Origin of the sequence: Dietzia timorensis, assembly GCF_001659785.1 — a bacterium.
Lineage (GTDB): Bacteria > Actinomycetota > Actinomycetes > Mycobacteriales > Mycobacteriaceae > Dietzia > Dietzia timorensis.
Genome location: NZ_CP015961.1, coordinates 590100 through 616945 on the forward strand (window position 1 = coordinate 590100; position 26846 = coordinate 616945).

The 26846-nt window shown below is 63.1% G+C and carries 23 protein-coding genes and 1 pseudogene; 14 read left to right on the forward strand and 10 right to left on the reverse strand.

Going from position 1 to position 26846, the window contains the following annotated elements; genetic code table 11:
- Nucleotides 1–18: 18 nt before the first annotated feature.
- From BJL86_RS02760 to BJL86_RS02780, 4 genes are all read right to left on the reverse strand, one after another.
- Nucleotides 19–1362, reverse strand: coding sequence for an McrC family protein (locus BJL86_RS02760; protein ID WP_082908331.1), 1344 nt, complete (start codon nt 1360–1362; stop codon nt 19–21).
- Nucleotides 1359–3116 (reverse strand): McrB family protein, encoded by a 1758-nt coding sequence (locus BJL86_RS16710; protein ID WP_082908332.1) that lies wholly within the window; start codon nt 3114–3116, stop codon nt 1359–1361. The genes BJL86_RS02760 and BJL86_RS16710 overlap by 4 nt, the downstream gene beginning before the upstream one ends.
- The gene (locus BJL86_RS17015) at nt 3117–4511 is read right to left on the reverse strand and encodes a TRM11 family methyltransferase (protein ID WP_156515203.1); all 1395 of its coding nucleotides are present in this window, start codon (nt 4509–4511) and stop codon (nt 3117–3119) included.
- A gap of 1420 nt (nt 4512–5931) precedes the next feature.
- Entirely contained in the window at nt 5932–7332 is a 1401-nt protein-coding gene (locus tag BJL86_RS02780) for an IS1380 family transposase (protein ID WP_067476669.1), read from the reverse strand.
- 327 nt (nt 7333–7659) lie between these two features.
- Here BJL86_RS02780 and BJL86_RS02785 point away from each other — a divergent pair, with 327 nt between their 5' ends.
- Entirely contained in the window at nt 7660–7929 is a 270-nt protein-coding gene (locus BJL86_RS02785; protein WP_075844802.1) for a helix-turn-helix domain-containing protein, read from the forward strand.
- A gap of 1 nt (nt 7930) precedes the next feature.
- Here the strand turns inward: BJL86_RS02785 and BJL86_RS02790 are convergent, their stop codons facing one another.
- Entirely contained in the window at nt 7931–8188 is a 258-nt protein-coding gene (locus BJL86_RS02790) for a hypothetical protein (RefSeq protein ID WP_067476663.1), read from the reverse strand.
- A gap of 127 nt (nt 8189–8315) precedes the next feature.
- On the opposite strand from BJL86_RS02790, the pseudogene BJL86_RS02795 reads away from it, so the two are divergent.
- The 8 genes and pseudogenes from BJL86_RS02795 to BJL86_RS17020 all read left to right on the forward strand — a co-directional run.
- Nucleotides 8316–8927 (forward strand): annotated as a pseudogene (locus BJL86_RS02795) (ATPase, T2SS/T4P/T4SS family); the annotation flags it as partial.
- Nucleotides 8924–9733, forward strand: coding sequence for a type II secretion system F family protein (locus tag BJL86_RS02800; RefSeq protein WP_075844803.1), 810 nt, complete (start codon nt 8924–8926; stop codon nt 9731–9733). The pseudogene BJL86_RS02795 and the gene BJL86_RS02800, both read left to right, overlap by 4 nt.
- The gene (locus BJL86_RS02805; RefSeq protein ID WP_083657613.1) at nt 9730–10431 is read left to right on the forward strand and encodes a type II secretion system F family protein; all 702 of its coding nucleotides are present in this window, start codon (nt 9730–9732) and stop codon (nt 10429–10431) included. Before BJL86_RS02800 ends, BJL86_RS02805 begins: the two co-directional genes overlap by 4 nt.
- A 162-nt stretch (nt 10432–10593) precedes the next feature.
- On the forward strand, nt 10594–10788 hold the full coding sequence (locus tag BJL86_RS02810) for a DUF4244 domain-containing protein (RefSeq protein ID WP_067478528.1): 195 nt from the start codon (nt 10594–10596) through the stop codon (nt 10786–10788).
- A gap of 23 nt (nt 10789–10811) precedes the next feature.
- Nucleotides 10812–11141, forward strand: coding sequence for a TadE family type IV pilus minor pilin (locus BJL86_RS02815; RefSeq protein ID WP_067478514.1), 330 nt, complete (start codon nt 10812–10814; stop codon nt 11139–11141).
- Nucleotides 11138–11494 carry an Rv3654c family TadE-like protein gene (locus BJL86_RS02820; RefSeq protein ID WP_082908749.1) on the forward strand — a complete coding sequence of 119 codons (357 nt, stop codon included), beginning with the start codon at nt 11138–11140 and terminating at the stop codon, nt 11492–11494. Before BJL86_RS02815 ends, BJL86_RS02820 begins: the two co-directional genes overlap by 4 nt.
- Nucleotides 11491–11832, forward strand: coding sequence for a hypothetical protein (locus BJL86_RS02825; protein WP_067478521.1), 342 nt, complete (start codon nt 11491–11493; stop codon nt 11830–11832). The genes BJL86_RS02820 and BJL86_RS02825 overlap by 4 nt, the downstream gene beginning before the upstream one ends.
- A gap of 95 nt (nt 11833–11927) precedes the next feature.
- Nucleotides 11928–12080, forward strand: coding sequence for a hypothetical protein (locus BJL86_RS17020; RefSeq protein WP_156515478.1), 153 nt, complete (start codon nt 11928–11930; stop codon nt 12078–12080).
- Nucleotides 12081–12114: 34 nt separating this feature from the next.
- Here BJL86_RS17020 and BJL86_RS02830 read toward each other — a convergent pair whose 3' ends face one another.
- The gene (locus tag BJL86_RS02830; protein WP_067478525.1) at nt 12115–12741 is read right to left on the reverse strand and encodes a YdhK family protein; all 627 of its coding nucleotides are present in this window, start codon (nt 12739–12741) and stop codon (nt 12115–12117) included.
- 66 nt (nt 12742–12807) lie between these two features.
- A complete protein-coding gene (locus BJL86_RS02835; protein ID WP_082908750.1) occupies nt 12808–15264 on the reverse strand; it encodes a DEAD/DEAH box helicase in 2457 nt (818 codons plus the stop codon).
- A 363-nt stretch (nt 15265–15627) separates the two neighbouring features.
- Between BJL86_RS02835 and BJL86_RS02840 the strand changes: the two genes are divergently transcribed.
- The 4 genes from BJL86_RS02840 to BJL86_RS02855 all read left to right on the forward strand — a co-directional run bounded on the left by BJL86_RS02840 (nt 15628) and on the right by BJL86_RS02855 (nt 18237).
- Nucleotides 15628–15831, forward strand: a complete 204-nt coding sequence (locus tag BJL86_RS02840) for a cold-shock protein (protein WP_075844804.1) — start codon at nt 15628–15630, stop codon at nt 15829–15831.
- Between the two features lie 147 nt (nt 15832–15978).
- On the forward strand, nt 15979–16845 hold the full coding sequence (locus BJL86_RS02845) for an NRDE family protein (RefSeq protein ID WP_075844805.1): 867 nt from the start codon (nt 15979–15981) through the stop codon (nt 16843–16845).
- A 138-nt stretch (nt 16846–16983) separates the two neighbouring features.
- A complete protein-coding gene (locus tag BJL86_RS02850) occupies nt 16984–17520 on the forward strand; it encodes a YceI family protein (RefSeq protein WP_067478650.1) in 537 nt (178 codons plus the stop codon).
- Nucleotides 17521–17634: 114 nt separating this feature from the next.
- Complete coding sequence (locus BJL86_RS02855; protein ID WP_067478653.1) at nt 17635–18237, forward strand: hypothetical protein; 603 nt, start codon at nt 17635–17637, stop codon at nt 18235–18237.
- 23 nt (nt 18238–18260) lie between these two features.
- Here BJL86_RS02855 and BJL86_RS02860 read toward each other — a convergent pair whose 3' ends face one another.
- A complete protein-coding gene (locus BJL86_RS02860) occupies nt 18261–19328 on the reverse strand; it encodes a 2-oxoacid:ferredoxin oxidoreductase subunit beta (RefSeq protein WP_067478656.1) in 1068 nt (355 codons plus the stop codon).
- Between the two features lie 37 nt (nt 19329–19365).
- The gene (locus BJL86_RS02865) at nt 19366–21369 is read right to left on the reverse strand and encodes a 2-oxoacid:acceptor oxidoreductase subunit alpha (RefSeq protein WP_067478659.1); all 2004 of its coding nucleotides are present in this window, start codon (nt 21367–21369) and stop codon (nt 19366–19368) included.
- A gap of 615 nt (nt 21370–21984) precedes the next feature.
- Between BJL86_RS02865 and topA the strand changes: the two genes are divergently transcribed.
- Nucleotides 21985–25002 carry a type I DNA topoisomerase gene (topA, locus tag BJL86_RS02870; protein ID WP_075844806.1) on the forward strand — a complete coding sequence of 1006 codons (3018 nt, stop codon included), beginning with the start codon at nt 21985–21987 and terminating at the stop codon, nt 25000–25002.
- A gap of 3 nt (nt 25003–25005) precedes the next feature.
- Here the strand turns inward: topA and BJL86_RS02875 are convergent, their stop codons facing one another.
- Nucleotides 25006–26715: an adenylate/guanylate cyclase domain-containing protein gene (locus BJL86_RS02875; protein ID WP_083657614.1), complete on the reverse strand. Its 1710-nt coding sequence runs from the start codon at nt 26713–26715 to the stop codon at nt 25006–25008.
- Nucleotides 26716–26846 lie beyond the last annotated feature (131 nt).

A 26846-nucleotide genomic window follows, 5' to 3' on the forward strand; every position in this document is an offset into this window, starting at 1 on the left:
GAAAACGCGAACGTAGAACTAAATTTGACTCGCGTTCGCCACTCCCTTCTTGTTCGAATAATCTTCACTGTTTAGCAGGGCGAGAGCAGTCATATTTATCGATTCAATCAGCTTATCTAAGCTCGTAAAATCTATAGAAATCCATAGCCGGAACACACGTTTCTCCGCAAGGAATCCAAGCATTTCCAGCCGGGGGCTCTTGAGCGTAGTTTTGCTGGGGTAGATTAACAAGACCGTATTACAGCTAAATGCATCGGCGTGAGCACACACTTGATGAATATGACTAGAGCTTGGGGACAATGAGTATTTTACTTCGCCTATGAGCCAACTTGAATCGCGTTGCTGAATAACGAAATCTGGGTGCGCACTTTCGGTCGCCCTAACGGGCGTCCAGAAGTGATTGGATTCGACCGGTGGATGAAGTAATGGAGTGTTTGACACGCCGCTAGTGTCTAGAAGCTCGAAACTTTCTCCGTTTAAAGACTTGTTAAAAATTGCGATGCAAAATTGCTCAAACGTCTTCTCCATATCCAGCACGAGAGGCGGCAGGCTAAATTGGATGCCCTCAGCCTCGCCGGCAACGTCGGGAGTTTCACCGGATGCGATGAGAAGGGCTAGGTTCAACAATGGGCGAAAGGAAAGATATGGTTCTTCTGAAACGTCTGTTGATAAGTGGTCGCGAAGCGGAGAAAGAAATAGATACGGAGGAGCCTCGGAAACGGATTCTAAAATCGTTCGAGACTCGACAAGAATATTCATTTGTTGTTGAATGCTGTTGTTCGATTCCTCCATCGTGTCGATGAGGTAACCGATTGCAAATTTCATTGCTTGATTGAGAAAGTTGGAATAGTCGAACTCGTAGAACTCTGTTGATAGATGGTCGTATCGGCCTCTGGCCCAAGCGCGATTTATTGTGCCGGACACGTCAATCCTCCCTCGAGCGCCCGGACCAATCGATCGGTTCCGCCTGTATCGCCGAATCGGCCCTTTTTGGATGAGCGTCGGAAGTTGATCGCAAAATGAGCGTCGTATCGCCTTTAAGAGGTCATAGTCGTCTTCTGACGCGGTAATCTCCGCCAGGCCAAATGGTAACTCCACAATATCGTGAGAGATGAGTGAAAGCATCTGAACGATTTGTGAAACCGGAACTTTCGGTCGTACCCTAATTCCAAGATCGTGTGAAACTGGGATCATTCCGATATGATTCTGTCCTCGAATTAAGAGGCCGGATTTGTGAACCTCTCTCTTGATCAGGTTCCTATCAATGATTCTATGGTCGATGTTTAAAAGCGCATCTACGTCATTCTTATCGCTGACTACAAGGGGGCTACCGCCTCGCTCCTCTGTATCGAGCCACCTCAATTTGTGGTCTCGGACTGTATTAGCGCTTGATCGAATAATGCGCGCAGTTCATCGGTGTCGGCCTTCTTGTGGGCCAGTTGCCGCGAGATTATTGGTTCAAGCCGGTAATCCCAGATCCTTCTCAAAGATTCACGGGAGTCTGCACCCTTAAAATGAGCATGGCCAAGACCGCCTTCCGGGAGGATCTCTTGGGCGCGCTCGAAAAATGATCTGATGCTGTTTTGAACGTGGTTGCTCAATCCGCCACGTACTAAGAAATTCTGAAGCGCCTCTCCGTTCGGCCTCACTGGAATTGTGAAAAATCTTCGGATAAGCGCAACATCAAGAGATACGACTGAACGGTCAAATGGATTCAGTGTTGCCAAAATAATCAAATTGTGAGGAACGGTCAGTGAGTTTCCGGACGCCAGAGTGAATTCCTCGCCTCTGTAATCTTCCTCCAGGTACGTTATTGCCTCGCCAAAAATTCGACCTACGTCCCCCCGGGATAATTCGTCGATCAATATGACGACGTAATCTGCTTCTGCGCACATGCGGACAGCGTGCTTAAGAATTTTGGGTTGAAGCTCAAAAGTGGGGACGTGAGAGTCTTCAGTCATTGTGGGTACGTATCCCTCAACGAAATCCTCATATCCGAAAGAAGGATGGAATTGCACTTTCAATGATTTCACGTTGAATGATTCTGATAGTTCCGCGACCGCGCGACGTGCGATGAACGATTTCCCTGTGCCAGGTGGGCCACTTAGGAGGATCGAGCGGACGCCGTCGTAAATCAATTCGAGCACTTCCTGCACCGTATTAGTCGAAGTCTCGTCTAGTTCATTGCTCGGATACGGCTCCTCGTTTGAGTCCGGTAGCAGGCGTCGTGCCTCTCCGTGTTTCAGGGCCCAAGAGTGCTCATCAACGTAGTCAATAAAATTTGGAGTCGTTGAAACAACGTGACTTATGAATGGACGGAAAGCTTCTGAGACTTCCCATTCATTATAGGATGGCTTGCTTAGAAGTGAGGGCTGATCTCCAATCGCGGCACCAGCTTTGCCCATCCAATACTTGGGCTCCTTAGCTGCAGTCGAAGTCAAAGGTGTCGGGTATTTTGCGTCTAATTCTGCAGTGGAAAGATGTGAGTCTTCTCGGAACCGTTTGATCTGTATTACAGTGTTCGGAATCTGATCGGCTGTCTTTAGCTTGAAAACGAATCGTTGCAATTCCTCGGTGGTTATTCGCCAGTCGCAATCATGCATTATCTTCCAGATTGTCCAATATGGGAATATGTCGGATTTCCCTCTGGCTTCAGCCAGTGCTTGGTTCTTTACTTTGGGGTAGCCTGGGTGATTAATTTGGTAATCGGCCAGCAAGTCGACCAGGAAGTATGGCACCACACGTAGGAAGTCCGGAACTTTTGAGAGTAGAACCTCTGCTTGTTTACCTGCGTCCGTGATCCGAACCGTTCCGGAAGAAGTGTCGATCCACCCAACTTCTTTATATGCGAGGACCGCAGTGGCGAACTTTCCACCGTGCCGGTTTTGCGACGTTGCGCCTGTGAGTAGATTGTAGTCTCGGTCGATCTGACTCTTTGCAGTCGACAGTTCCACTCCGTCGTACTTGCAAGCAATTTGAAAGAGTTGAACGCCACTCGGAGTGAAGCTATGATCTCGGGATTGATACCAATAATAGGTATTATCAGTCGGATTTGAATCGGTTGTGCCGTCTTCTGCTTGCACAACGTCGTTGGCGTTCGTAGGGTCTTGTGTCATTCAGCTGCTCCTCAAGACAAGGACTGACTCTCGAAGTAGTTTCTGATTCTCTCTGGGGATAAGCCTTCTTTGCTGTGGGCTCGTGGTCAATGCCCGCGCTACTTCGATTCTCTCCACGGTCATACCCAGCTCTCTTGCCATGCTGGCAATAAAGAGATCCGTAGGCACTATCAAACCAGCATAGGCGGAATTGCCAACTACGATGTGTGCGAGTGCTCCCGGTTTGAGGACGCGGTTTACTTCATTGATAATTCTGTGCATGTCGAAGAAATATGCAAGGACGCTATCGGGGAGTTTCCTGCTCCACAACTTGCGCGATCGCAGCGTTGAAACAATTGAAAGTAGTTCAGTCGGTAAGGTTTCTTCTTGTTGGTCGTTTAATTCTGAAAGGTCCAGTTCGACGTGTGATCTAAGCGCTGTATCAGTCAACTGCTTTAAGTGCGAATAGTTTTCGACATATCCGCCCATCCATAATTCAATCTTGAACGCTTTGAAGTAATTGAAGTTGTTGCAGTACGGCGGGGAAAAGACACTTACATCGATTGAATTCGACTCGATCTCCGAAAGGGAGGCCACGGAAGATCGCTCTCTAATAGCAGGCTCAATACCGTTTGCGGGGAACGACTGCACGTCGTTGATCATCATGTCGATTTGGTTGATGAAACGATCGATGCACGTCTCCCGCGCAGGCAAGAGGTAGCCCGGGACTTGTTCCCAGGGAACTTGCACGTAGCCGTTTTTTGTTCGCTTTCTATTACGATACTTAATACCATTGCCCTCTTTAAAGGTGTTGGAGACTCCTTCAAGTATCGAAACCCAGGCAACTTTCAGTAAGTCTCGCGCGCGGTAGTTTTCGATCCCGTCGATCACGTATCGCATTGATAAGAGGATCGCCAGAACGTCGGGACGAAATACTTTTTGCAAGATTTTGAGTTCTGGTGTCTTCGCTTGCGGTGACTGGTCGGTAAGCTGGCGAATATCTGCGATAGCTTGGTCGACTACAAGAAAGTCGGTGGATGAGTAATTATGAGTCTTCGCCCGACTCAGTTGAGCGATAACTGGATTGACTTCATACCCCAGGGAATCAAGCCCATGACGTCGGGCAACAACAAGGGAAGTTCCTCCACCTGAAAACGGGTCTAGAAGCGTCCCCTTGTCTAACGGGAGTGAGGCCGATTTTTCTGATTCGGCGATCGCTCTGTCGACGATTTCGGGAGCGTACCCTTCTCTGTACTTGAGCCAGCGCTGGAACGGTGCAGAAGCGCTTGGGAGGGAGTTGACCAATGTAGCAAGTTTGGGTTCATTGACGACGTTGAACTCACTGTTCAATGCCCTGAGCTCGGACATGTCTTGTGTTTCGTGCGAACCGATTTCTTCTTCACTGGCTATAGTCACGATCGGAATCCTACTGTAGCAATACGACAGTTTAACTCCGTGTAGGCGTCTTGATGGGGAATGTGGGGGTGTCAATTCAGATTGTACGGTGCGCTGTTGGGGCTCCCGCACGGAGTTGTGACGCCTGACCTTGCTCGTCCCTCATGTGGGCCAGGACCGAAGTAGACAATGCCTCCCCTTACCGCCAGAAGTCTAGCGATGAAGTCGTGCCCGTGACCCGTTCCCCAGAAGAAGCTGGCGCTCTTGCGCAGGTCGCGAGGTATGTCGAAGTCCGCGATTTGGAATTTCCTTTAAAGAATTCGCCAATCCGAGATCGATGACGAAATTCTTCTTGGTGAGTCCATCAAGAACTCCGCGGAGCGGTGTGCGTTTCATCTACGGAACCGTCTGTTAAAGCAAGAGATCGAAGTCCTGCGTTACGCTGTCGCATTTCTGTTGCAGGCGAACTTGCCGTTGGAGGTTCGACGCCCTTGTGAGTGAGGTCGTCCCTGATGCCGTTCCCGTTGCTATTTCCCGCGGGGAGTGAAGGTTTCGCGCCAGGCCAAATGCGGCTGGCGGAAACAGTAGATGGTCAGGGATGAGCTCATCGGGGCTCATCCAGCCAAGGCCCTGGTGGATGCGAACTGAGACGATCGGCGAGCTCAGCTACTGGTTCCTCGTCGGAAAAGACGGCGACGCCGGCTAAGAGATGTGCGAGCAGACTTGAGTGGCGGATTTTCGGGACAAACGGTAGTGGTCCGTGTTCGGGAAGAAGCGTGGCAAGAACAGGAAACGACCAGTCCTACAAGTCTAAGATGGTCTGGTTAAGCGAGGCTGCTCCGCTGATCATGTCAACGAACTCTGGCTGGCCGACTTCACTGAGCGCTGGACCCCGAGGGGCTATTCGCCCCCTGCGCTATCAAAGATGGATCTTATGACGTTTTGATGGCGACTCGTTCAACGACTGGATGAGGGTGCGAGTTTTGGTAAAAGTTCTGGACCACGCGCTACTTGGTCGGCGCGACGCCGCTGGATGCTTCGTGCATTTGAAACGGGGGGTCACGGAAATACATGCCCGCTCTCAACCGTCAACAGATCGTTAGATCGATTTGTCAGGTCGGCGTGGGCTATTGCGTCCATCGAAGGCGAGACCATCGTGAACCCGGCCATGAGCCTTGGGGCCTCTCAACAGATCGCAAGGCGGCCCCATAAGAGCGCTGCCCTCGCATGTTTTTCGGTCTCGAAGGACGAAAATGAACTCATCGCGGAAACTTGCGATGTCCACTTTCTTGTAGATTAACCCCGCTGATTCACGGGCCGGTGTGACTGCTGCTGTCGGGTGACGGCGGGCTTGTTTTCGCGTGTGGGCGTGCGTGTGTGCCGGCTGGCGCTGCCGGTGGGCGGGTCTCCGGGTGGTGATGTCGTGGGCGGGCAGGTGAGGTCAGGCGGGTTTTGGGATCGCGGCGATCGTGTTGAACACTGCGACGATGGCGGTGGCCCACGGCCATGTTTCGGGAATCTTCACGCGCCGCCGCCGGCCACTACGGACCAGTCGGGCTGCCACGTGAAGGAAGCGGTAGCGCAGCGCTTTGGGCTCGCACAAGGCCAGAACTGCGGCGTCGCCGGTGCAGGCCAGCATCCGAGTCCACGCCACCAGATCTGCGGCGATCATCACCGCCACCAGCCAAGCCTGGTTGAGAGCGAACTCCCGCGAGGGAAGCCTGCCCAGGCCGGTGTCTTTGGCGTGGCGGATGCGGTCCTCGACCCGGGCGTGAGCCCGATGCCTGGCTTCAAGAAACTGCAGCTGGCCGGTGGCGGTGTTGGTGACAAAAGCCTGGTAGCGCCATCCATCGATCTCCTCGAACATCGACAACTGGGCGCCGGGGTGGGGCCGCTCGCGGCGTACGATCACCCGCATCCCGTCTGGCCACTTTGCGAGCATCCCGGGAGCGAGGAACCCGGTCAGCTCCGCGATGTCGGCCCCGTCGCGGATGTCCCCGTTGGGGTTGAGCGCTGGTCCCCACGCGGCTTCGGGGCAGGTCGCGATGGCCCGGCGAATCGGGGCAGTGATAGCGAAGCCGACCGAGTACTCCACCTGTCGACCACGAACGCGGTTCTGCTCGGTGATCCACTCCAGCAAGTCGTGGGAGGCGCCGGCACCGTCGGAGCGGATCAGCAGATCACGCCGATGACTGGCGGGGATCTGCGCGATGGCCTGGCCCAGGACGTCGATGTGGTCGGCAGCGGTGTTCGACCCGGCGTTGCCCGGGCGCAAGCTCGCGGCGAGAAACTCTTCTGTGTTGTCGCACCACACGCCGATCGGGTGGTACCCGAACGTGCGCTTATATGTCGGAGTTGCATGTTCCTTCTCGCTGTGGGTGACCACGATGGTGGCATCCACATCGAGCACGACCGTCGATCCCAGATCCCGCCCCGCACACGCCGATGCGGGTACTCCGCCGGGCAGTTGGGACCACACGTGCCGCCGCGTGCGGGCACGCGCGACCTGGATCTTCTTGCGCTTGCCGGCAGTGACCTCATCGAGTGTGCGCCACACCGTCGGCGCCGAGGCGACCGGGCCCAGGGCCCCGGATTGGTGGCGCAGGACGCCGATGTCGGAGATGGACTCGCCGCCATCGGCGAGCATCACCGCGGTGTCGATCAGCACACGGCCGCGGTCGTGGATCGGGATGAATTGTCGGCGAGCCATGGCCCCTGACAGCTCGGCGGTCAGACCGACCTGATCAGCCAGAAGTCGAGGCACGATGGCCCCGGCGTGGGCGATCACCCCGACACCATCAGCAGTAACGGACAGACCGGCCGACCACGAAGTACGCTTCACCTACCGAGTGCTTTCTGCTGGAGAACATGGAACCTTAGACAAGTCCCAGTTTCCCCTGCTCAGGAAGCACTTCGGTCTATTTTCGCCCAGCGATCCGCAGATCCCCATGAAACACCCAGGTTAAGCACGCGATTTGGTCTATTTCATCGCACCAGTTGGGATTTCAACTCACCTTGAAGCGGTTGCGTTCCGGGCCGACGTTCTTCGGGCCATTTTGGCAGAGTTCGCTACGGCCTCTTCGTGAAAGCATCAGACTGATCGGAAATTGAGCATCAATGCACTACTAGTGGGGCAGATTTTTGATTGGGTGCCAACCCTACTTAGGTTGTGCCAACTCGACCAAGTCAAAATGATCCAGCACGTGTGGAAGCCTGGGCTGCGTACCGCGCTCTCGTTGGAGGACGAATTAGGGAAATACGAAAACGTCGAGGCTTTACACAGGAAAGGCTTGCCCTGGAGTCCGGCGTCACCCGAAATGTTCTCATTCAAGTAGAGCAGGGCAAGAGGGGGCTCCTGTACGAAAGGCTATTCGATCTTGCGAATGTGCTTGAAGTTTCGGTGCCGGCTTTTTTTGAATCAAGTGAAGAAGATGGGTGACTTAACCGTCAGGGGTCTTCTTTGATTCAATTTCGTGTAATTGTATGAGGTCCCATAAGCGCGCGGAATTTTCAGGTTGCCGCGATAGCTCAATGGCGAGGTCCAAGAGTGCCTCCACAAATGAGCTTTCGCTGGCCAATCCATTAAGTGCCTTCATTCTTGAAGGGTCTTCGATGTGCCAAGCGATCCTGAAATCCAGTAGTTGCGTGTAGAACTTCTCGGAAAATAGTAGGTTCTTTCGGATGATCTTGCCGGACATAGGCGTGACGCCCCCTCGCTCTAGCATGAATGCACTACTAATAGTGCATCAGTTTGGGCTCGGAAGGCCGAGGACATCCTTATTTAGACGACTATTTCCGTGAGACACCTGAAGTTGACAACATAACGCGGGCAAGACCACCCTGCTCGCCGCGATGCTCGGCCTCGTCCCGGCCCGTGAACGCATCGTGTGCGTCGAGGACTCGCCCGAACTCGCCCCCGCACACCCGCACGTCGTTCGCCTGGCCGCGCGCGGCGGAAACTCCGAGGGCGCAGGCGAGGTCGCGTTGCGCGAGCTCGTCCGCCAGTCGCTGCGTATGCGCCCCGACCGCGTCGTCGTCGGGGAGGTGCGTGGCGCCGAGGTCGTCGACCTGCTCGCCGCGCTCAACACCGGACACGACGGATCGGCGGGCACGATCCACGCGAACTCCGCCGCCGAGGTTCCTGCCCGTCTCGCGGCACTAGGAGCGCTCGGTGGCCTGTCCGGCCCGGCGCTGGCCGCGCAGGTCGCGGCCTCGATTCACGTGGTCATCGGCGTGCGCCGCGACCTGGACGGTCGCCGGCACGTCGCCGAGATCGGTGTGGTCACCACGACCCGCGACGCCGCCGGTCTCGACCTGCGCGTGGAACCGGCGTGGACTCACGGCGCCGGCGACACCGAACCGCCCGCGGGCCGCAAAGTGCTGGATTCGCTGTTGCGGACGCGGCTCCCCGCCGTGGCGGAAACGGAGGCACGATGACGTCGCACGTCTGCGCCCTTCTCGCAGCAGCAATAGTTGCCTGGCCCGGACCCGCGTCCGCCTTCCGCCTGCGCACCCTCGGCGCTAGCCCTCGCACTGCGGCTCCGCTTGCGGCCGTGCGCGGGGTCGATTCGTCCTCGTTGGTGCTCGCTCTCGGCGCTGTCGCCGCGGTGATCGCGCTCGTTGCCGGCGTGGGAATCGGGCTCGTCGCCGGCGCCGTGATCGTCGGCGGTGCGCTGCGCCACGTACTCCGCGGTGAGAGGTCTCACGCCCGCAGGATGCGGGAGGACGAGGACTGGGTCGGCGCGCTCGATGCGGTCGTCTCCGCACTGGCCTCCGGCGCCGCGATGGGCGCCGCATTGCGCGGCGCGCGGCACGGCTCCGGCGGCGCGGTCTCGACCGAACTCGACCGGGCGGTCGCCCTCGATGGGCTCGGCGGCGACGTCGCCGCGCTCCTTTCCACGTCGGCCGCGCTTCCGGCGAGGCGGCTCGGCCAAGCCATCGCCCTGTCCACCGGGCACGGGTTGCCGCTCGCCGACGTCGTGCGCCAAGCGAGTGAGGAGGTCTCCGAAACCAATCGGCACGCGGGCGAGATCGAAGCCGCCCTCGCCGGGCCGCGCGCCACCGCACTGATTCTCACCGCGCTGCCCCTCCTCGGACTTGGTGTTGGTCATCTCATGGGAGCAGATCCCGTGGGCACGCTCGGTTCGGGAATCATCGGCGCTGCGCTGGCGATCGTCGGCGCGGCGCTCATCGCCGCGGGCCTGCTGTGGACCTCGCGGATCATCGCAGGAGCGCGCGCATGACCCCGGCGATGCTCGTCCTCCTCGCGCTCGCCGTACTGGCGTGGCACGGCGCCCCGCGAGCCTCGGCCCGGCTCGACGATCGGGCCCCGCTCCTCATCGCAGAAACCTCTGACACCCCGGCGTCCACCGACGACGCGCCGCGCACCCGAGACGGCGGCCTCGCCTCCTCGATTCCGCCGCTGGCTGCGGCGATGCGCCTGTTCGAATACCTTTCATCCAGCCGCGGCCGACGTGCCCGCGATACCGCCCCGACCGCGGACGATGCGTGGGCCGTGGACCTGCTCGCGGCGGCCTATGCGGCGGGTCTGGATACGGCCTCGGCGCTGCGCGCGGTGTCCGCGGTTGCGGAGGGACCGGCCGCGAAAGCATTCGCCAGGGCGGCCGCGCACGTCGGGTTGGGGCAGGACGTCGCAGGCGCGTGGGGCGCGGAGAACGGGACGTCCGCCGTCATACCGCGCGTTCGTGAGGCGCTCGGGCGCAGCGCCGACTCCGGTGGTTCGGTGACCGATTCCCTGCGCCGCGCCGCGACGTGGTCGCGCACACGTGCCGTCGCCGAGCGCAAGGCTTCAGCCGAACGGGCGGGCGTGCTCATCGCGGCGCCGCTCGGCGCGTGCTTTCTGCCGGCCTTCGTCTGCCTCGGCGTCGCGCCGGTCGTCGTCGGCCTGGCCCGCCAGATCCTGCCGGAGGTTTTCGGATGACTGCCCGGCGCCCACGCTTCCCCCGCGGACCAGCCGCGGCGGGAATTACGAAAGGAAACGACAATGCCCACCACAACGCCCACTACATCTGTCATGACGTCGGAAAGCGCAGCCACACCGACTCGCCGAGCGCCCGTGCCGCCGGCGAACCTGAGGCGGCGGTTGTCCCGGGCGATCACACGGCGAGCGATCCTCGCCGTCACGGGGGACGACGGGATGTCGACCACCGAATATGCGATCGGCACCCTGTCGGCCGCGGCCTTCGCCGCGTTGCTTTACGTGATCGTCAGCGGGGACACCGTCTCCGGGGCGCTCGAGGACCTGTTCGAGCGGGCGCTCAACACGTCCGTCGGGTAAAGGCGCTCGCGCCCGATGCGGGCATGGTCACGACCGAGGCGGCGATCGCGCTCGGTTCGGTCGTGGCCGTGCTCACCATGGCGGTCGGCGGGTTCGCCGCGCTGCTCACACAGATCGCCGCCGTCGACGCGGCGCGCGAGGCAGCAAGAGTGGCGGCGGTGTCCGGGGTCGATGCTGGTGCCGATGCCGGCGTGGCCTCGCTCGGCGCGAAACCAGGCGAGGTGACGGTCGACTTCAATGGCACGTCTATGACCGCGATCGTGCGCGTCGACGCTCCCGGCCTGCCGAACTGGGCCGGGATCGAGCTCAGCGCCGAAGCCGTGTCCCGCGCGGAGATGGGGGTGGGCGGATGAGACGAGAGCCTGCGACCCGAGATGCAGGGGTCATGACGACGTGGGCCGCGATCGCCTGTGCGGCGCTACTTATCGCCTTCGTCGGCCTCGCACACATCGGTGCCGCGGTCGTGGCCAGGCACCGGGCCCAGTCGGCGGCGGACCTTGCCGCGCTGGCCGGGGCGACCGCGCTGCGCGACGGATTCTCGGCGTGCGATGCAGGCGGTGAGCTCGCGACCCGCAACGGCGGCGTACTCGCCGAGTGCCGGGAGGAGGGCGGCGGAGACGTCTACATAGAAGTAGAGGTCCCGGTGTTGTCGGCGTCGGCGACCGCATGCGCCAGGGCAGGCCCGTGGGAAGGGCCCACGGGATGACGGCGGCGGTGTGGGTCGCGCTGGCGGTCGGTATCGCGAGTGCCGTGATCAACACCGTGTCGGTTTGGTTCGTGTTCCGCACGTCTAGGCTGGCTCAGTTTCGCGAAAACTCCGACCGCGCATGGCGCCGCGCGACGTGGATGGTTCAGTTACTCGAATCTCCGGACGCGGACGTTGCAGACGGCGGCCTTACCGTCCTGTCCGTTCTCGGTGAAGAATATGCGCACGGGCCCCGGCACGACGTTGACCAGGAAGATCGCATGCTCGTCGGCGCTCTTTTGAATAACTTGCTCAGCAAGTGGGCTCTTGAGTTTTCCCATCCGCCAGAGGAAGCTTGAAATATGAAAGGACCACGAAATTCGGGGTTCTCAAACGACTTGGAGCAATGATGGTCAGACACAGGCGTTTTCGACGGCGAAGCGTTGTCGACCTGATGACCGAAGATCACGCCCGCGCCTTCGCCCGAATCGTCGTGAAGAACAACGAAATCGATGGTGTGGAAACCGAGCAGTGGGTCAAGGATCTGGCCGAGGGGCGCGAAATTACTCGTCCCATTCTTCGCGAGGCTAGTTCTACCGAGTCCTAACTTAGGCGATATCGAAGATCGTTCCGCGCCCTCGCTACGCAGGTGAGATCTCGCTTTCGACGACCCACTTGTGGTTGGTCATCTCCTTCCCGTCCATTTCGAAATCGACCATGTACACCGTCTCTTCGGTTGACCCCGCGACCGTTCCCTCGGCGCCCTGCATTCCTGACATGTGATCGGCGCCGATGGTCACCGCTGCGCCGTCCGCGACTGGAGCTGCCGGCGGATCGACGAGCTCCTCTTGAACGACCCATTTGTGGTCCTTGACCGGTGCGCCACCATCGGTCGGTGTGTAGTCCACTGCGTACGTCGTGGTGGTGAATGCGCCGGTGATCGTCGCGGAGGCGCCGTCCATGCCGGGCATATGGTCGGTGTGCAGGATGACTTGCGATCCCACCGGGTACTGCGGTTCCGACGCGGGCTCGATGCCCTCCGGGGCGGGGCCGCCGTCCGGAGAATGTTCGTGATCCATGTCCATTTCGGCATGGTCATGCTCGCCGCCGGACGAGTGATCGGCGTGCCCGTCGGCGTGCGCCGGGGTTTCTTCGGTGCCGTGGTGTCCGGCGTGCTCGTCAACTGACTCGTCGGCCGAGCACGCTGAAAGGGCACCAACGGCGAGTATTGCAGCGGCGACAGTGGACAAAACTCGAATCGAGCGCATGGAGATCCTCCTCGGGTGTCGCGATTCACCTAACCCTACACCTTTACCCCCAGGGGGTATCAAGGCTTAGTCGGGAACCGCGTCGCGCAGACAGCCAACGACCTCCTCAAGTAGCCGCACGGCACCCGCCTTGTCCAGGGGATTGTTGCCGTTGCCGCATTTCGGGGACTGCACGCACGAGGGGCAGCCGGACTCGCACTCGCACGAGGAAATCGCCTCGCGCGTCGCCGCGAGCCACATTGCAAGCCGGCGAAAGCCGCGCTCTGCGAAACCCGCCCCGCCCGCGTAGCCGTCGTAGACGAACACCGTGGGCAGTCCGGTATCGGGATGCAGATCCGTCGAGAGCCCGCCGATGTCCCAGCGGTCGCACGTCGCCACCAGTGGCAGTAGGCCGATGGCCGCGTGCTCGGCGGCGTGCAGCGAACCGGGGACGTCGGCCTCCTCGATACCCGCGGTGCGCAACAGCTTCGGGGTCACCGTGTACATCACGGCTTTCGTCACCAGCGTCTGCGGCGGCAGGTCCAGCGGCGCGACCTCGAGGATCTGGCCGTAGCGGTCCCGCCGCTCGAATTCCACGACCTGCGTCGTCACTTCCACCTCGCAGAACGACGCCTGTACGGGACCGGCATCAAGCGTCTCCAGCTCGTCGATCAAGTCGAGCGAGACCTTTTCGCGCGCGCTCGTCGTCCACTCCGGATCCTCCGGGCGCACGATCGCCACATTGTCGACCAGGTCGAGTTCGTCGACTACAAAAGACTCGCCCATGTGCAGGTACAGCGCGCCGGGATGCACCTGGGTGCGGGCGCGTCCGGTATCGATCGACCCGAGGATCCGCCCGTCGGAACCGTCGACGATCGTCACCTGCGCGCCGCCCGTACCGCGAATGTCTACCTCCGGGTGCGGATCGCCCTCGTCGACGCCCGGATACCAGCCGGCGCGGCGCCTGCGCACGAGCCCGCGCTCGGCGAGAGATTCGAGCACGCCCACCGCGTCCCAGGCCTCGGCCTCGGCGTGGGTCATCGGGTACTCGGACACCGCGCAGCGCAGCTGCCCGTCGAGGAGCACGGGGTTCGCCGGATCGGTCACCGTCGCCTCGACCGGCTTGCCGAGCAGCGCCTCGGGGTGATGCACGAGGTAGGTGTCGAGCGGGTCGTCGCGCGCGACGAGTACGACGAGCGAACCCTGCCCGCGCCGCCCGGCGCGGCCCGCCTGCTGCCAGAACGACGCGCGAGTACCGGGGAATCCCGCCGAGATCACGGCGTCGAGACCGGAGATGTCCACCCCGAGCTCCAGCGCCGATGTCGACGCAACGCCCATGAGCGTGCCGTCGCCGAGCGCCTTTTCCAGCGCGCGCCGCTCCGAGGCCAGATAGCCCGCCCGGTAGGCGGCCACCTTTCCCGCGAGCTCGGTCGACTCCGCCGCCGTCAACCCCAGGTCCAGAGGCTCCGAGCCCCATGGGTCGTCGGGGGCGGGCGGACGTGCGGCGTCACCCAGCATTTCTTTGGTGCGCAGAGCCAGCGATTCCGCGCCGGCGCGCGAACGCACGAACGTGATGGTGTGCGCGCCCTGCCGCAACAACGCCGCCATGATCCGCGCCGCATCCGACGCCGCCGCACGCCGAACCGGGGCCCCGCCCTCACCGAGGCTGCCGGGTACGAGTCCCGGTTCCCACAGCGCCACCGTGCGCCCGCCCTGCGGAGAACCGTCATCTGTGACGGCGGAGACGCTGTGCCCCACCAGGCGGGACGCGGCCTCTGCGGGATCGGACGTCGTCGCCGAGGCGAGTACGAAAGTCGGGGAGGCGCCGAGCGAGCGCGCGAGTCGATCGAGCCGCCGCAGGATCAGCGCGACATTCGAACCGAAGACGCCGCGGTAGGAGTGGCACTCGTCGACGATGACATAGGTGAGATTGCGTAGCAGACGCGTCCACGAGCCGTGGCGGCCGAGGATCGACAAGTGCAGCATGTCGGGATTGGTGACGATCCAACGCGAACGCTCGCGAATGAAGCGGCGGGCCTCGGTCGGGGTATCCCCGTCGTAAGTGGATGGCGCGATATCGCGGAGCTCCGGTACCGCGTCGACGAGCGAGACCAGCGATTCGAGCTGATCCCCGCCAAGCGCTTTCGTCGGCGCGAGGTACAGGACCGTGGACCGCGGAGAACGCGCCAGGTCGCTGAGCGCGGGGAGTTGATAGCCCAGCGATTTGCCCGACGCGGTGCCCGTGGAGACGACGACGTGCTCGCCCGCATGCGCCTTCTCGGCGACGGCGACCTGATGCGCATACGGAAGGCTGAGACCGGCGGCCGTGAGATGGTCTCGCAGGCTGGGAAGAACCCACTCCGGCCACTCCCCGAAAGTGGATGTCTGCGGGGGTAGATCGGCGACGAATGTAACGGGATCGGTGTGGCGCGGCGTGGCCACGCGGAGCACGTCGTCGAGCAGCTCGCGACCGAAGGTCGGCGCGGCGCCGCCGGCGCTGCCAGGAGTGTGTTCGTCCTGGTGGGGGAGGGCCGGCGGGGTCATGCGTCCAAGGTTAGCGCGACCGGCGCGCGGTGTGTGAACCCGAATCCGCCGGCCCGCGCGCGGCGCACGGCAGGCCGCGAGGTGGCCCCGAAACGGGGGAATCCGGGCCCGGCGGGGGCGGAACCCAAGTGAACTTCAGGAATTAGGGGTTTCGCTTTGCCAAACTTCATGTTCTACTTAGTTTCGGTCGCAGCTTCTGTGTCGGTACACCCCGCATGCAGGATCTCAAGATGCGGGTAGACGTATGTCGCTGGAGAGTTCTCGAGGGGGTTCTCCGCTTTTCTCGTTACACCTAATTCTGCCCGGCGCGGGAGAACCTAACGCGCGCCGTACATCAAGTTAGACGAAGGATTTAAGATAAGCATGGCACAGGGCACTGTGAAGTGGTTCAACGCTGAAAAGGGCTACGGTTTCATCGCCCCTGAAGACGGCTCCGCTGACGTATTCGTTCACTACTCGGAGATTCAGGGCAACGGCTTCCGCACCCTCGAAGAGAACCAGAGTGTCGAATTCGAAATCGGCACCGGCCAGAAGGGCCCGCAGGCCATGGGCGTTCGCGCGCTCTAAAGGTCTCCACAACTTTCAGTCGAACCGCCCGGCACTTTCGCTTTTGCGAAGGAGCCGGGCGGTTCGCTATTTCCGCACCCGCCCGAATCCGCCCTTCGGGTTCGGCCGACGGATGCGCGCCGCCGGCGATCCGGGCATGCTTGAGGTGTGTGCCTCATCGTTGTCGCCCGCCATGTCCACCCCCGTTTTCCGCTGGTCGTCGCGGCGAACCGCGATGAGGTTTTCGAGCGCGACGCCGCCGGCTTGGATCGCTGGTCGGAAGCGCAGTTCGCCGAGGGGATCGGCGCGACCTTGCCGTCATCCACAAATGGTGTCCCACAACCGATGACGCCGGAGGGCCTTGTCGCCGGGCGGGACCGCACCGCCGGCGGGACGTGGCTCGCGGTCGCGGCCGGCGGGAGATTCTCGGCCGTCACCAACGTTCGCGACGCGAGCGCCCCGCCCACGGCACTGTCCCGGGGACGTCTGCCGCTGCTCGGTGTCGCCGGCGAGATGCCCGCCGACCTCGCACCCTACGGCCCGGCGAACGTGCTGTGGGGCGACGCGGACCGGCTCATGTGGGCGTCCAATCGCGGCGAGCCCGGCCCGCGGGAGGTCGGCGAGGGCGTGCATTCGCTGTCGAACGCGTCGCTCGATACGCCGTGGCCCAAATCGGTTGCCGCCGCGGAAGCGGTGGGCGAGGTGCTGCGCGAATGGACCGGTCCCACAGCCGGTGGCGACGCGCTCGGAGGAGACGCCCGCGCGCCGGGAGATACTCCGCGCTGGGCGGCGCAGCTCCTTCAGCCGCTGCTCTCCCGCGAACGCGCCGCCCTGGGCGCGCTTCCCGACACCGGCGTGCCCATCACTTCCGAGTGGTTCCTGTCCGCGCCATTCGTGCGCATGCCCGGGTACGGGACCCGGTGCCAGACGGCCGTCGCCGTATCGAATTCCGGCGCGGTGTCCATTGTCGAGAGGCGGTTCGACTCGACCGGTTTCGCCACCGAAATCCGCGAGGCGAGAGTGGAGGCGCGATAAATCGGCAGGTGGAGGTGCAAAAATCGGACAGTTGTTGACACGTCACCAAAACGTGAGTAGGTTTATCCACATCGGCCCCACGAGGGTCGCCACAAATTACCGACGCAGATGCGTCTCCCGAACACACAGGAGAAAACCATGGCTGACTTTGAAGGGCTTTCCGCAGGTACCTGGAACCTCGACGCGATTCACTCGAACATCGGCTTCCGAGTTCGCCACATGATGGTCTCGAAGGTCAACGGCAACTTCACCGGCGCCGAAGGCACCATCGTCGTCGACGAGAACGGTTCGGCCAAGATCAACGCCACGATCGACGCCTCGACGATCAACACCAATAATGGCCAGCGCGACGAGCACATCCGCTCCTCGGACTTCTTCCACACGGCCGAGTACCCGACGATCGAGTTCACCTCGACCGAGATCAAGTCCTCCGGAGAGGACGCCGAGGTCACCGGCGATCTCACGATCCACGGCAACACCCGTCCGGTCACCCTCCGCGGTTCCTTCTTCGGTGTTAACTCGGGCAGCGGCAACGATGTCGCCGGCTTCGGGGCCGAGGGCAAGATCTCTCGCAAGGAGTTCGGCATCGATCTCGAAATGCCGCTCGAGGGCGGCGGAACGGTCATCGGCGATCAGATCACCATCATCCTCGACATCGAGGCAGTGAAGGCCTAATATCGCCGAACGCCGGTATCTCTCCGGCATGCACCTCATGAAGCGCCTGGTCCCCACCTGCGGGGCCGGGCGCTTTCGCGCGCGTACCGAAGCGCGGGAAGTAAAGTCGAACCCATGCCGAATACGCCGGAATTGCGCGCCGAAGTCGCCGGAGTGGTTGCAGTGGTCGACATCTCCCGCGAAGGCGAGACGGTCCGCCACGCGGTGTGGCACGTCGCCATCGCCCCTGACGACGCAGGTCCGCGCCTTCGCGGCGCCTGGGTCGTCGGCGAGGCGTCAGAGCTATCCGGGCTCATCCGCACGAGGCCTGTGTGGGCGCTGTCCGCCGACGCGGAATCCGCCGTGGCGGAAGAGGCGGACTTCCTGCTCGATGCTCCGGCCACCGACGCCGCCGTCGACGCCGCGATCGACGCTCTCGACACCGCCTTCGCCGAGGAAAAGAAGCGCACCGGCAACAACTGGGTCACGCCCGACTGGTCGGTGTCCGCTCGCCTTGCCGCCGAAGACAAGGACTCGGAGATCGACGGGAACCTCGACGACGAGCTTCGCCGCCGCGCGCTCTGGCACGCACGATCGCTGGAGAACGTGGCCATCGCGTGGGCGCAGTCCCAATCCCAGCGAACCTCTCGGCAGGGCAAGGCCGGCTCGCGAGACTTCCTGCTCGCCGAGGATCTCGGCGGACCGCATCCGGCGCCTCTGCCGCTCGCGGCGCGCTGACCAGAGCGCCGTAGCGGCGTTAATTACTCCACAGTCCAGGTATTCGTGCCGTTGAGTAGCGCTTGGAGGTCGCGGGTCTCCGCGTCCTTCGCCTGAGCGACCTGCTCGCGTGCCTGGTCATCGTAGGTCGGCCGCGTCACCTGCCGGATGATCCCGACGACCGTGTATTGCAGATCTTGCGAGCTCAGAGACGCGAGCGCTTGCGCGTAGCCGGGATCGTCGGCGTGGGCGTCGTGGACGATGATGTCCGCCTCGTCGACGTCGGCCGTCGCACGTACCGCGAGACCGAAGCCCTGCTGGACGACACACCACTGATCGTCGGTGCCGAAAAGAATCTTCTCTCCATGACGCACGTGGATCAGGTGGTCCGGAGCTTCCTCCTTGCGCAGCACGTCGAACGAGCCGTCGTTGAAGATCGGGCAGTCCTGCAGGATCTCCACGAACGCGGTGCCTCGGTGCAGGGCCGCAGCCATCAGCACCTCGGTGAGCACCGTCCGGTCGGAGTCGAGCGCCCTGGCGACGAAGCTTCCCTGCGCGCCGAGAGCCAGCGAGAGCGTGTTGAACGGGTGGTCGATCGAGCCCATCGGCGTCGACTTGGTCACCTTGCCCTCTTCGGACGTGGGAGAGTACTGCCCCTTGGTGAGACCGTAGATGCGGTTATTGAACATGAGCACGCGCATGTTCACGTTGCGCCGAAGAGCGTGGATCAGGTGGTTGCCGCCGATGGACAGCGCATCGCCATCGCCGGTGATGACCCATACCGACAGATCGGGGCGAGTCGTCGCCAGGCCGGAGGCAATTGTCGGTGCTCGGCCGTGGATGGAGTGCACACCGTAGGTCTCGAGGTAGTAGGGAAAGCGGCTCGAGCAGCCGATTCCCGAGATGAACGCGACGTTCTCACGCTTGATCCCGAGCTTCGGAAGCACCTGACGAACTGCCGCGAGAATGACGTAGTCGCCGCAGCCCGGGCACCAACGGACTTCTTGATCGCTGGTGAAGTCCTTCGGCTTCATCGTCTCGTCGGTTTTCGGCACGTCGGAGAGAGCGTCGAGCAGGTCGTGGCCGACCATGCTGTGTTGTTCGATAGTCATGGGCAGTGACCGTCCTGTTGTCGAAAAGGCGGGCGAGTTATGGGCTGGTGCGCTCGGCGCCGACGTAGTCGAATTCGGCGTCTCCGCCGTAGGCATTCGTCAGTCCCGGCCGGGGGGAGAGGTGGACCTGATCCCCGGTGGTGGTGACGACGTCCTGCAGCGCGCGCCGGTACTTCGCGTGTTCGGTATCGCGCAGAGTCCCCGCGAACTCTGCGTCGATGGCCTCGGCGAGTTCCTCGCCGGTAAACGCGAGTCCGCGCACCTTCGTCACCGGCTGGATATCACCGTCGAAGCGGGCCTTGAGCAACATCGACAGCTGCCCGAGGTTCATCTCCGGAACGATGATTCGCGTGTAGCCGGCCAGGACCTCCGAAAGGTTTCGCGGCATCGGGTTGATGTAGCGCAGGTGCGCGCGGGCGATGTTGTGTCCGCGTCCGCGGGCGGTCCGGATCGCCTCGCCGATCGGCCCGTACGACGAGCCCCAACCGATGATCAGCGTGTCCGCGCCATCTGGGTCGTCAACCTCGAGGTCGGGCACGTCGATACGCGCCACGCGCAGTGCGCGCACTCGGGTCATGAGCTCGTGGTTCGGACCGTGGTAGGAGATGTTGCCGGTGCCATTGGCCTTCTCCAGTCCGCCGATCCGGTGCTCGAGCCCCGCCTCGCCGGGGACCGCCCAGTTGCGCGCGAGCGTTTCCGGGTCGCGCGCGTAGGGCAGGTAGTCCCCGGCATCGTCGGTGTCGTCGGCCACCGAGATGTTCGGGTCGATTTCGGGAAGGTCCGCAGCGTCGGGAATCGCCCAGGGCTCCGACCCGTTCGCGATCGCGCCGTCGGAGAGCACGAGAACGGGAGTGCGGTAGGTGACGGCGATGCGTGCAGCCTCCCGTGCGACGTCGAAACAGTCGGAAGGAGACTGCGGTGCGAGAATCGCGACAGGCGATTCGCCATTGCGTCCGAACATGGCCTGGAGCAGATCGGACTGCTCGGTTTTCGTCGGCAGGCCGGTCGAAGGGCCCCCGCGCTGCACGTCGAAGATCACCAGCGGCAGCTCGGTCATCACCGCCAGCCCGAGCGCCTCGCTCTTCAGCGCGAGTCCCGGACCCGACGTCGTCGTCACTCCCAGCGCGCCGCCATAGGACGCTCCGATCGCCGTGCCGATGCCGGCGATCTCGTCCTCGGCCTGGAAGGTCGTGATGTCGAAACCCTTGAGCTTGGACAGCTCGTGGAGAATGTCCGAGGCGGGCGTGATCGGGTACGAACCGAGGAACACCGACATCTTCGCGCTCAGACCCGCCGAGGCGATGCCATAGGCGGTGGCCATATTGCCGGTGATCTGCCGGTACGTGCCCGCCGGGAGCTTCGCCGGCTCGACCTCGAACTCGGAAGCGAAGGCCTCTGTGGTCTCTCCGTAATTCCACCCGGCGCGAAGCGCGAGCAGATTCGCCTCGAGAATGAGCGGCTTCTTCGCGAACTTGCTGGTGAGAAAAGCCTCTACTCCGTCGACCTCGCGGCCGTACATCCACGTGAGCAGCCCCAGCGCGAACATGTTCTTCGAGCGCTCGGCATCCTTCTTGCCGATGTCCACGGTTTCGACGGCGCCGATCGTCAGCGACGACATCTCGACCTCGTGCAGCTGGTATTGCTCCATCTCCGGTGACGCGAGCGGGTCGCCCTCGTAGCCGACCTTCTTGAGGTTGCGCTTCGTGAACTCGTCGGAATTGACGATGACGATGCCTCCCTCGCGAAGGTCGCCCAGGTTCGCCTTGAGGGCCGCCGGGTTCATCGCCACGAGCACGTCCGGCCTGTCGCCGGCGGTGAGGATGTCGTAGTCGGCGATCTGGATCTGGAAGCTCGATACCCCGTGCAGCGTGCCCTGGGGGGCGCGGATCTCGGCGGGGAAGTTCGGCTGGGTGGCCAGGTCGTTGCCGAAAGAGGCAGCCTCGGAGGTGAACTGGTCGCCGGCGAGCTGCATGCCGTCGCCAGAATCGCCCGCGATGCGGATGACGACCTTGTCGAGCTTGGTCTTCGCTCCTGTACTCACCTGGCTGCCTCCCGAATCTGATCACGCCACAAGATGTGTGGCAGGCCACAACGGTAGCGCGAAACTGACACACGTTCTAGTTTTGTTCCACCGCCCTTGTGTTTCTCGCCTCCCGGGAGCGTCGTGTGGTCCATCCCCCTCGCTGCGTGGCAGCTGTGATTTGCACCTCGTATTCTAGCGCTCGCCACAAGAGCGAAGGCGTGCCGCGACGCAATTGTCGATGCGGAAGTTACGTGGAAAAGTCTCTCTGACCTCGCTGCTTTCCGCGCCTGCATGCTTGACTCCAGTCCCCGATGCCGATGGCGCGAGTGCCATGGTTACTCACATTCGCCGCCCGGAAAGCGGCACGGTATGACGCCGGGGCGTCCTGCCTCCCGGGCCTACGGGATCACGACGCGAGGCAGCGGGCGGGGGCGACGCGTGGAGGTGTTTTCGGACGTCCCGGCTCCGGCGCTCGGGTGGCAGCTGCGAAAGCATCGGTGATAGGTGTATTAGATAAGGACAGCTTGTCGAGCCACGAACGAGTGGGCGATGCAATACAGTGCTGTACTACTCTTCGGGAGACGAGAACGTCCCGATAATTCGCGGTGACCGTATATATAGGGGGAATGCCACGTGGCGACCAAGACGACGACAGACCGCGATCTCAAGCGTCTGGTCATCGTGGAGTCGGCCACGAAGGCGAAGAAGATTCAGCAGTACCTCGGCTCGAACTACATCGTCGAGGCCTCCGTCGGACACATTCGCGACCTCCCCGGCCGCGCCGCCGATGTTCCGGCTGCTTATAAGAAGGAGCCGTGGGCGCGCCTCGGCGTCAACCCGGACAACGACTTCGAGCCGATCTACGTCGTCGACTCGGACAAGTCGAAGAAGGTGACGGCGCTGCGCCGCGACCTCAAGGAGGTCGACGAGCTCCTCCTCGCGACAGACCCCGACCGCGAGGGCGAGGCGATCGCCTGGCACCTTCTGCAGGTGCTCAAGCCCAAGGTTCCCGTGCGCCGCATGGTGTTCCACGAGATCACCGAGCCCGCGATCCGCGAGGCCGTCGAGAACACCCGCGAGCTCGACCAGGACCTCGTCGACGCGCAAGAGACCCGTCGCATCCTCGACCGCCTCTACGGCTACGAGGTCTCGCCGGTGCTGTGGAAGAAAATCCAGCGCGGGCTGTCGGCGGGCCGCGTGCAGTCCGTCGCGACGCGGATCATCGTCGAGCGCGAACGCGAGCGCATGGCGTTCATCTCCGCCGGCTACTGGGATATCGAGGCCGAGGTCAGCGGCGAGGACTCGGTGAGTGGCACGCGCCGCGCGTTCGGCGCCAAGCTGGCCCAGGTCGAGGGCAAGCGCATCGCACAAGGGCGCGACTTCGGTCCCGATGGAAAGCTCACCTCCGACGTCACACCTCTGGGTGAACAGGCGGCGCGGGCGCTGGCCACCGGCCTGGAGAAGGCCGAGTTCCGTGTGGACTCGGTGGAGTCCAAGCCGTACACGCGTCGGCCTTCGTCACCGTTTATGACGTCGACGCTGCAGCAGGAAGCCGGGCGGAAGCTGCGATTCACGTCCTCGCGCACGATGCGCGTGGCGCAGCGGCTCTACGAGAACGGCTACATCACCTATATGCGTACGGACTCGACCTCGCTGTCGGCCGCAGGTACGCAGGCCGCTCGCGACGCGGCGACCACGCTGTTCGGCTCCGAATATGTCGCCGATTCGCCGCGCCGCTACGAGCGCAAGGTGAAGAACTCGCAGGAGGCCCACGAGGCGATCCGCCCCGCAGGCGAGACGTTCCCCACCCCGGGTGAGCTGCGCCCTGCGCTGTCGGCGGAGGAGCACCTGCTCTACGAGCTGATCTGGCGGCGCACCCTCGCCTCGCAGATGGCGGACGCGCGGGGAACGACGGTCTCGGTGCGCCTCGGCGCGCGGGCCGCGGAGAATGCCTCCGGCTACCGCGACACCGTGTTCAACGCCTCCGGGCGCACGATCACGTTCCCCGGCTTCCTCCGCGTGTTCGACGACGACGCAAGCGAAGACGGCGCCGGCGGCTCGGGCAAGGGCGAATCGCGGCTGCCGCAGCTTAGCGAGGGGCAGACGCTGGCGCCGGAGAAGATTTCGCCCGAGGGGCACTCCACGAACCCGCCGGCGCGCTACACCGAGGCCTCGCTGGTCAAGGCGATGGAGGAGATGGGCATCGGGCGCCCGTCGACGTACGCCTCGATCATCAACACGATCCAGGCGCGTGGCTACGTGTACTCGCGCGGCAATGCGCTCGTACCCTCCTGGCTCGCGTTCCCCGCGGTGCGGCTGCTGGAGGAGAACTTCGGCACGCTCGTCGACTACGACTTCACCTCGCTCATGGAGGACGATCTCGACCGGATCGCCTCGGGGCAGCAATCGCGCACCGACTGGCTCAAGGGCTTCTACTTCGGTCGCAGCGCCGTTGCCGATGGCGACGACGACAGCGCGGCGGTCGGGCTCAAGGACCTCGTCGGCGATCGGCTCGCCGAGATCGATGCCGCGGCGGTGAACTCGATCCGCCTGTTCGAGGACGATGAGGGCCGCACGGTGTACGTGCGCAACGGCCGCTACGGCCCGTACCTCATGCGCCGTGACACCGACGAAAATGGCGAGTCGTCCGAGCAGCGAGCGAATCTGCCGATCGCGCTCAATCCGGACGAGCTCACGCTGCAGGTCGCCGAGAAGCTGTTCGCGATTCCGCAGGAGGGGCGCAAGCTCGGAGTCGACCCGGCGACCGACCACGAGGTCGTCGTCAAGGACGGGCCGTACGGACCCTATGTGGCCGAGCTGCTGCCGAAGATGAGCGAGGACGAGCTCGAGACTGCGCGTGCCGAGGCCGGCCGTGCCGCCGAGGCCGCCGAGATGGAATCCCAGCTCGGAGACGGGGCGACCGAAGCCGAGGCGAAGAAGGCGGCCAAGAAGGTCGCCAAGAAGGCGGCGAAGGATTACACCGAGCCCAAGGGCAAGATGGCCTCGCTGTTCAAGACGATGGACGCCGAGACAGTGACGCTCGAGGAGGCGCTGCGGCTGTTGTCGCTGCCGCGCGTGGTCGGCGTCGACCCGGCCGACGGCAAGGAGATCACCGCGCAGAACGGCCGCTACGGCCCGTACCTTCGTAAGGAGCGCGATTCGCGCTCGCTCGGCTCCGAGGAGGAGCTGTTCACGGTGACGCTCGACGAGGCCCGCCGCATCTACTCCGAGCCGAAGCGGCGCGGGCGCTCCGGGCAGCCCTCGTACCTCAAGGACCTCGGCGACGATCCGATCACCGGCAAGAAGGTGCTGGTCAAGGACGGCCGCTTCGGCCCATATGTAACCGACGGCGACACCATCGCCTCGCTGGGTAAGGGCGATACACCGGACACGCTCACCCCGGACCGCGCTTCCGAGTTGCTCTCCGCGCGCCGCGACCAGCAGGCCGCGAAGGACGCCGACCCGGACAAGGCGACGAAGAAGACCGCGAAGAAGTCCGCGGCGAAGAAGTCGACAGCTCGCAAGTCCTCGGGCGCACGGGCAGCGAGCAAGACCGGAAGTCGCGTGGCGAAGAAGGGTGCGACGAAGAAGGCCACCAAGACCGGGGTTTCCGGGGTGCGGAAGGCCGCGGCCAAGTCCTCGGGAAGCTAGGCGCTAGCGGCCCTCGGGGCGCGGGTTCTCTGCAGGGCTACGGCCCGGGAGGTTCTCGTTCGCGATATTCGCCGCGTTCGCGTCGATCGCGGCGTCTACCTCTTCCTCGTCATCGTCGAGGAGATTCTCGCGCAGCGTCGGCTCGGTGACATTCGGCAGCTCCTCGAGGCCGAGGTCGTGCGCGGCCTGCCAACGGTCGGCGAGCGTCGGCCGCAGCGGGCGGGCGAGCTGGGTCATCGCGCCGCGGCCGCGCAGCTCGACGGCACGGCCGAACGTCCAGCGGTCCGCCTCCTCCGGGTCGGCGGCCTCCACGGCGCGCCGCGCGGCGAGCACGCCGCCCTGCTCGAGCTTCGCCAGGGAGGTCAGGCGCGAGGCCTCGTTCACCGGATCGCCGATGACGGTGTACTCGAAGCGCTTCGCGTGGCCGATGTGCCCGGCGATCACGGTGCCGTAGGAGATGCCGATGCCCGCCGTCAGAGGGTGGATTGACTCCATCTTGCGGCCGAGCGCCCGCGCCGTCGCGAGGGCCTGGCCCGCCGGATCCCACGCCTCCATCGGCGCGCCGAAGATCGCGAGCGCCGCGTCGCCCTGGAACTTGTTGATGTAGCCGCCGTGCTCGTCGACGGTGTCGACGACGATGCGGAAGAAGTCATTGAGCACCTTGACCACACGAGCCGGCTCGTTGATCGCGGCGAACTCCGTCGACCCGGCGAGGTCGACGAACAGCACCCCGACGGTCCGTTCGGAACCGCCGAGCTCGGTGCCGTTCTCCAGCGCGTGCAGCACGACGTCCTCGCCGACGTAGCGGCCGAACAGGTCCTGCATGGTCTCGCGTTCCTCGAGGTCGGCGACCATCTCGTTGAACCCGACCTGCAGCGCGCCCATCTCCGTTGCGTCGTAGACCGCCGTGCGCGCCGAGAAATCGCCCTGCTGCACCCGCTTGACCGCCGACTGCAGGTCGCGCACAGGGTCCGCGACCGACGTCGACACGAGCTGCATGCCGAACACGCCGGTGACGAGGGCGGCGATGGCGAGCATCCCGATCGCGCGGATGACGACCCGCGGATCGTCTCCGAGCTGATCGAAGTGGTAGGCGATGACCACGAGCACGATCCCCACCGATGGCACGGCCGTGGTGAGCACCCAACCGAGGATGATGCGGCGGCGCACGCCGGGCAGGTGGCTGTCGACCGGCACGCCCTCGCCGAGCGCGCGCCGCATGATCGGCCGCATGAGCCGCTCGGATTGCAGATACGAGATAATGCACGTGACCAGGCCACCGAGGATCGCGGTGACGCCCATGATGAGCGCGAGACGGTGTGAGACGCCGAAGTTGACCGCGACGAACACCGTCGTGCCGAGGACCCAGATCGCACCCTGGAGCCACGCCTGATAGGCGGGCATGTTCAAAGTGCGCTGGCGCGCTTGCCGGTCGAACGGCTCGCCCGAGCGCATCGCGCGCAATACGGGGATGATGAGCCACGTCGAGATCACCGCACCGGCGACGAGTCCGAAGATCAGCGTCCCGAGGAATAGATACTGGTTGACCAGCTGGAACGGTCCGATATCGAGAAACGTGTCGAGCGGCAGCCCGAATCGCAAAAACGCGAACACGAACACCGCACCGATGAGGTGCGACTGCAACGTGGTGAGCGCATACACGGGCCATGGCGTGGACCACAGCCATTTCGCAAAGCGCAACCACTTATTCACGTTACTCAGGGTACTTGCCCGGCCCCGCGCCCGAAGCCCAGTCGCGGCCACTAGCGTGTCCCCGCCGAAATCCACCTATGACGTCTGAGGCACGTGGGCACCCCATCGCGTCGGAGTCGGCGGCTACCATG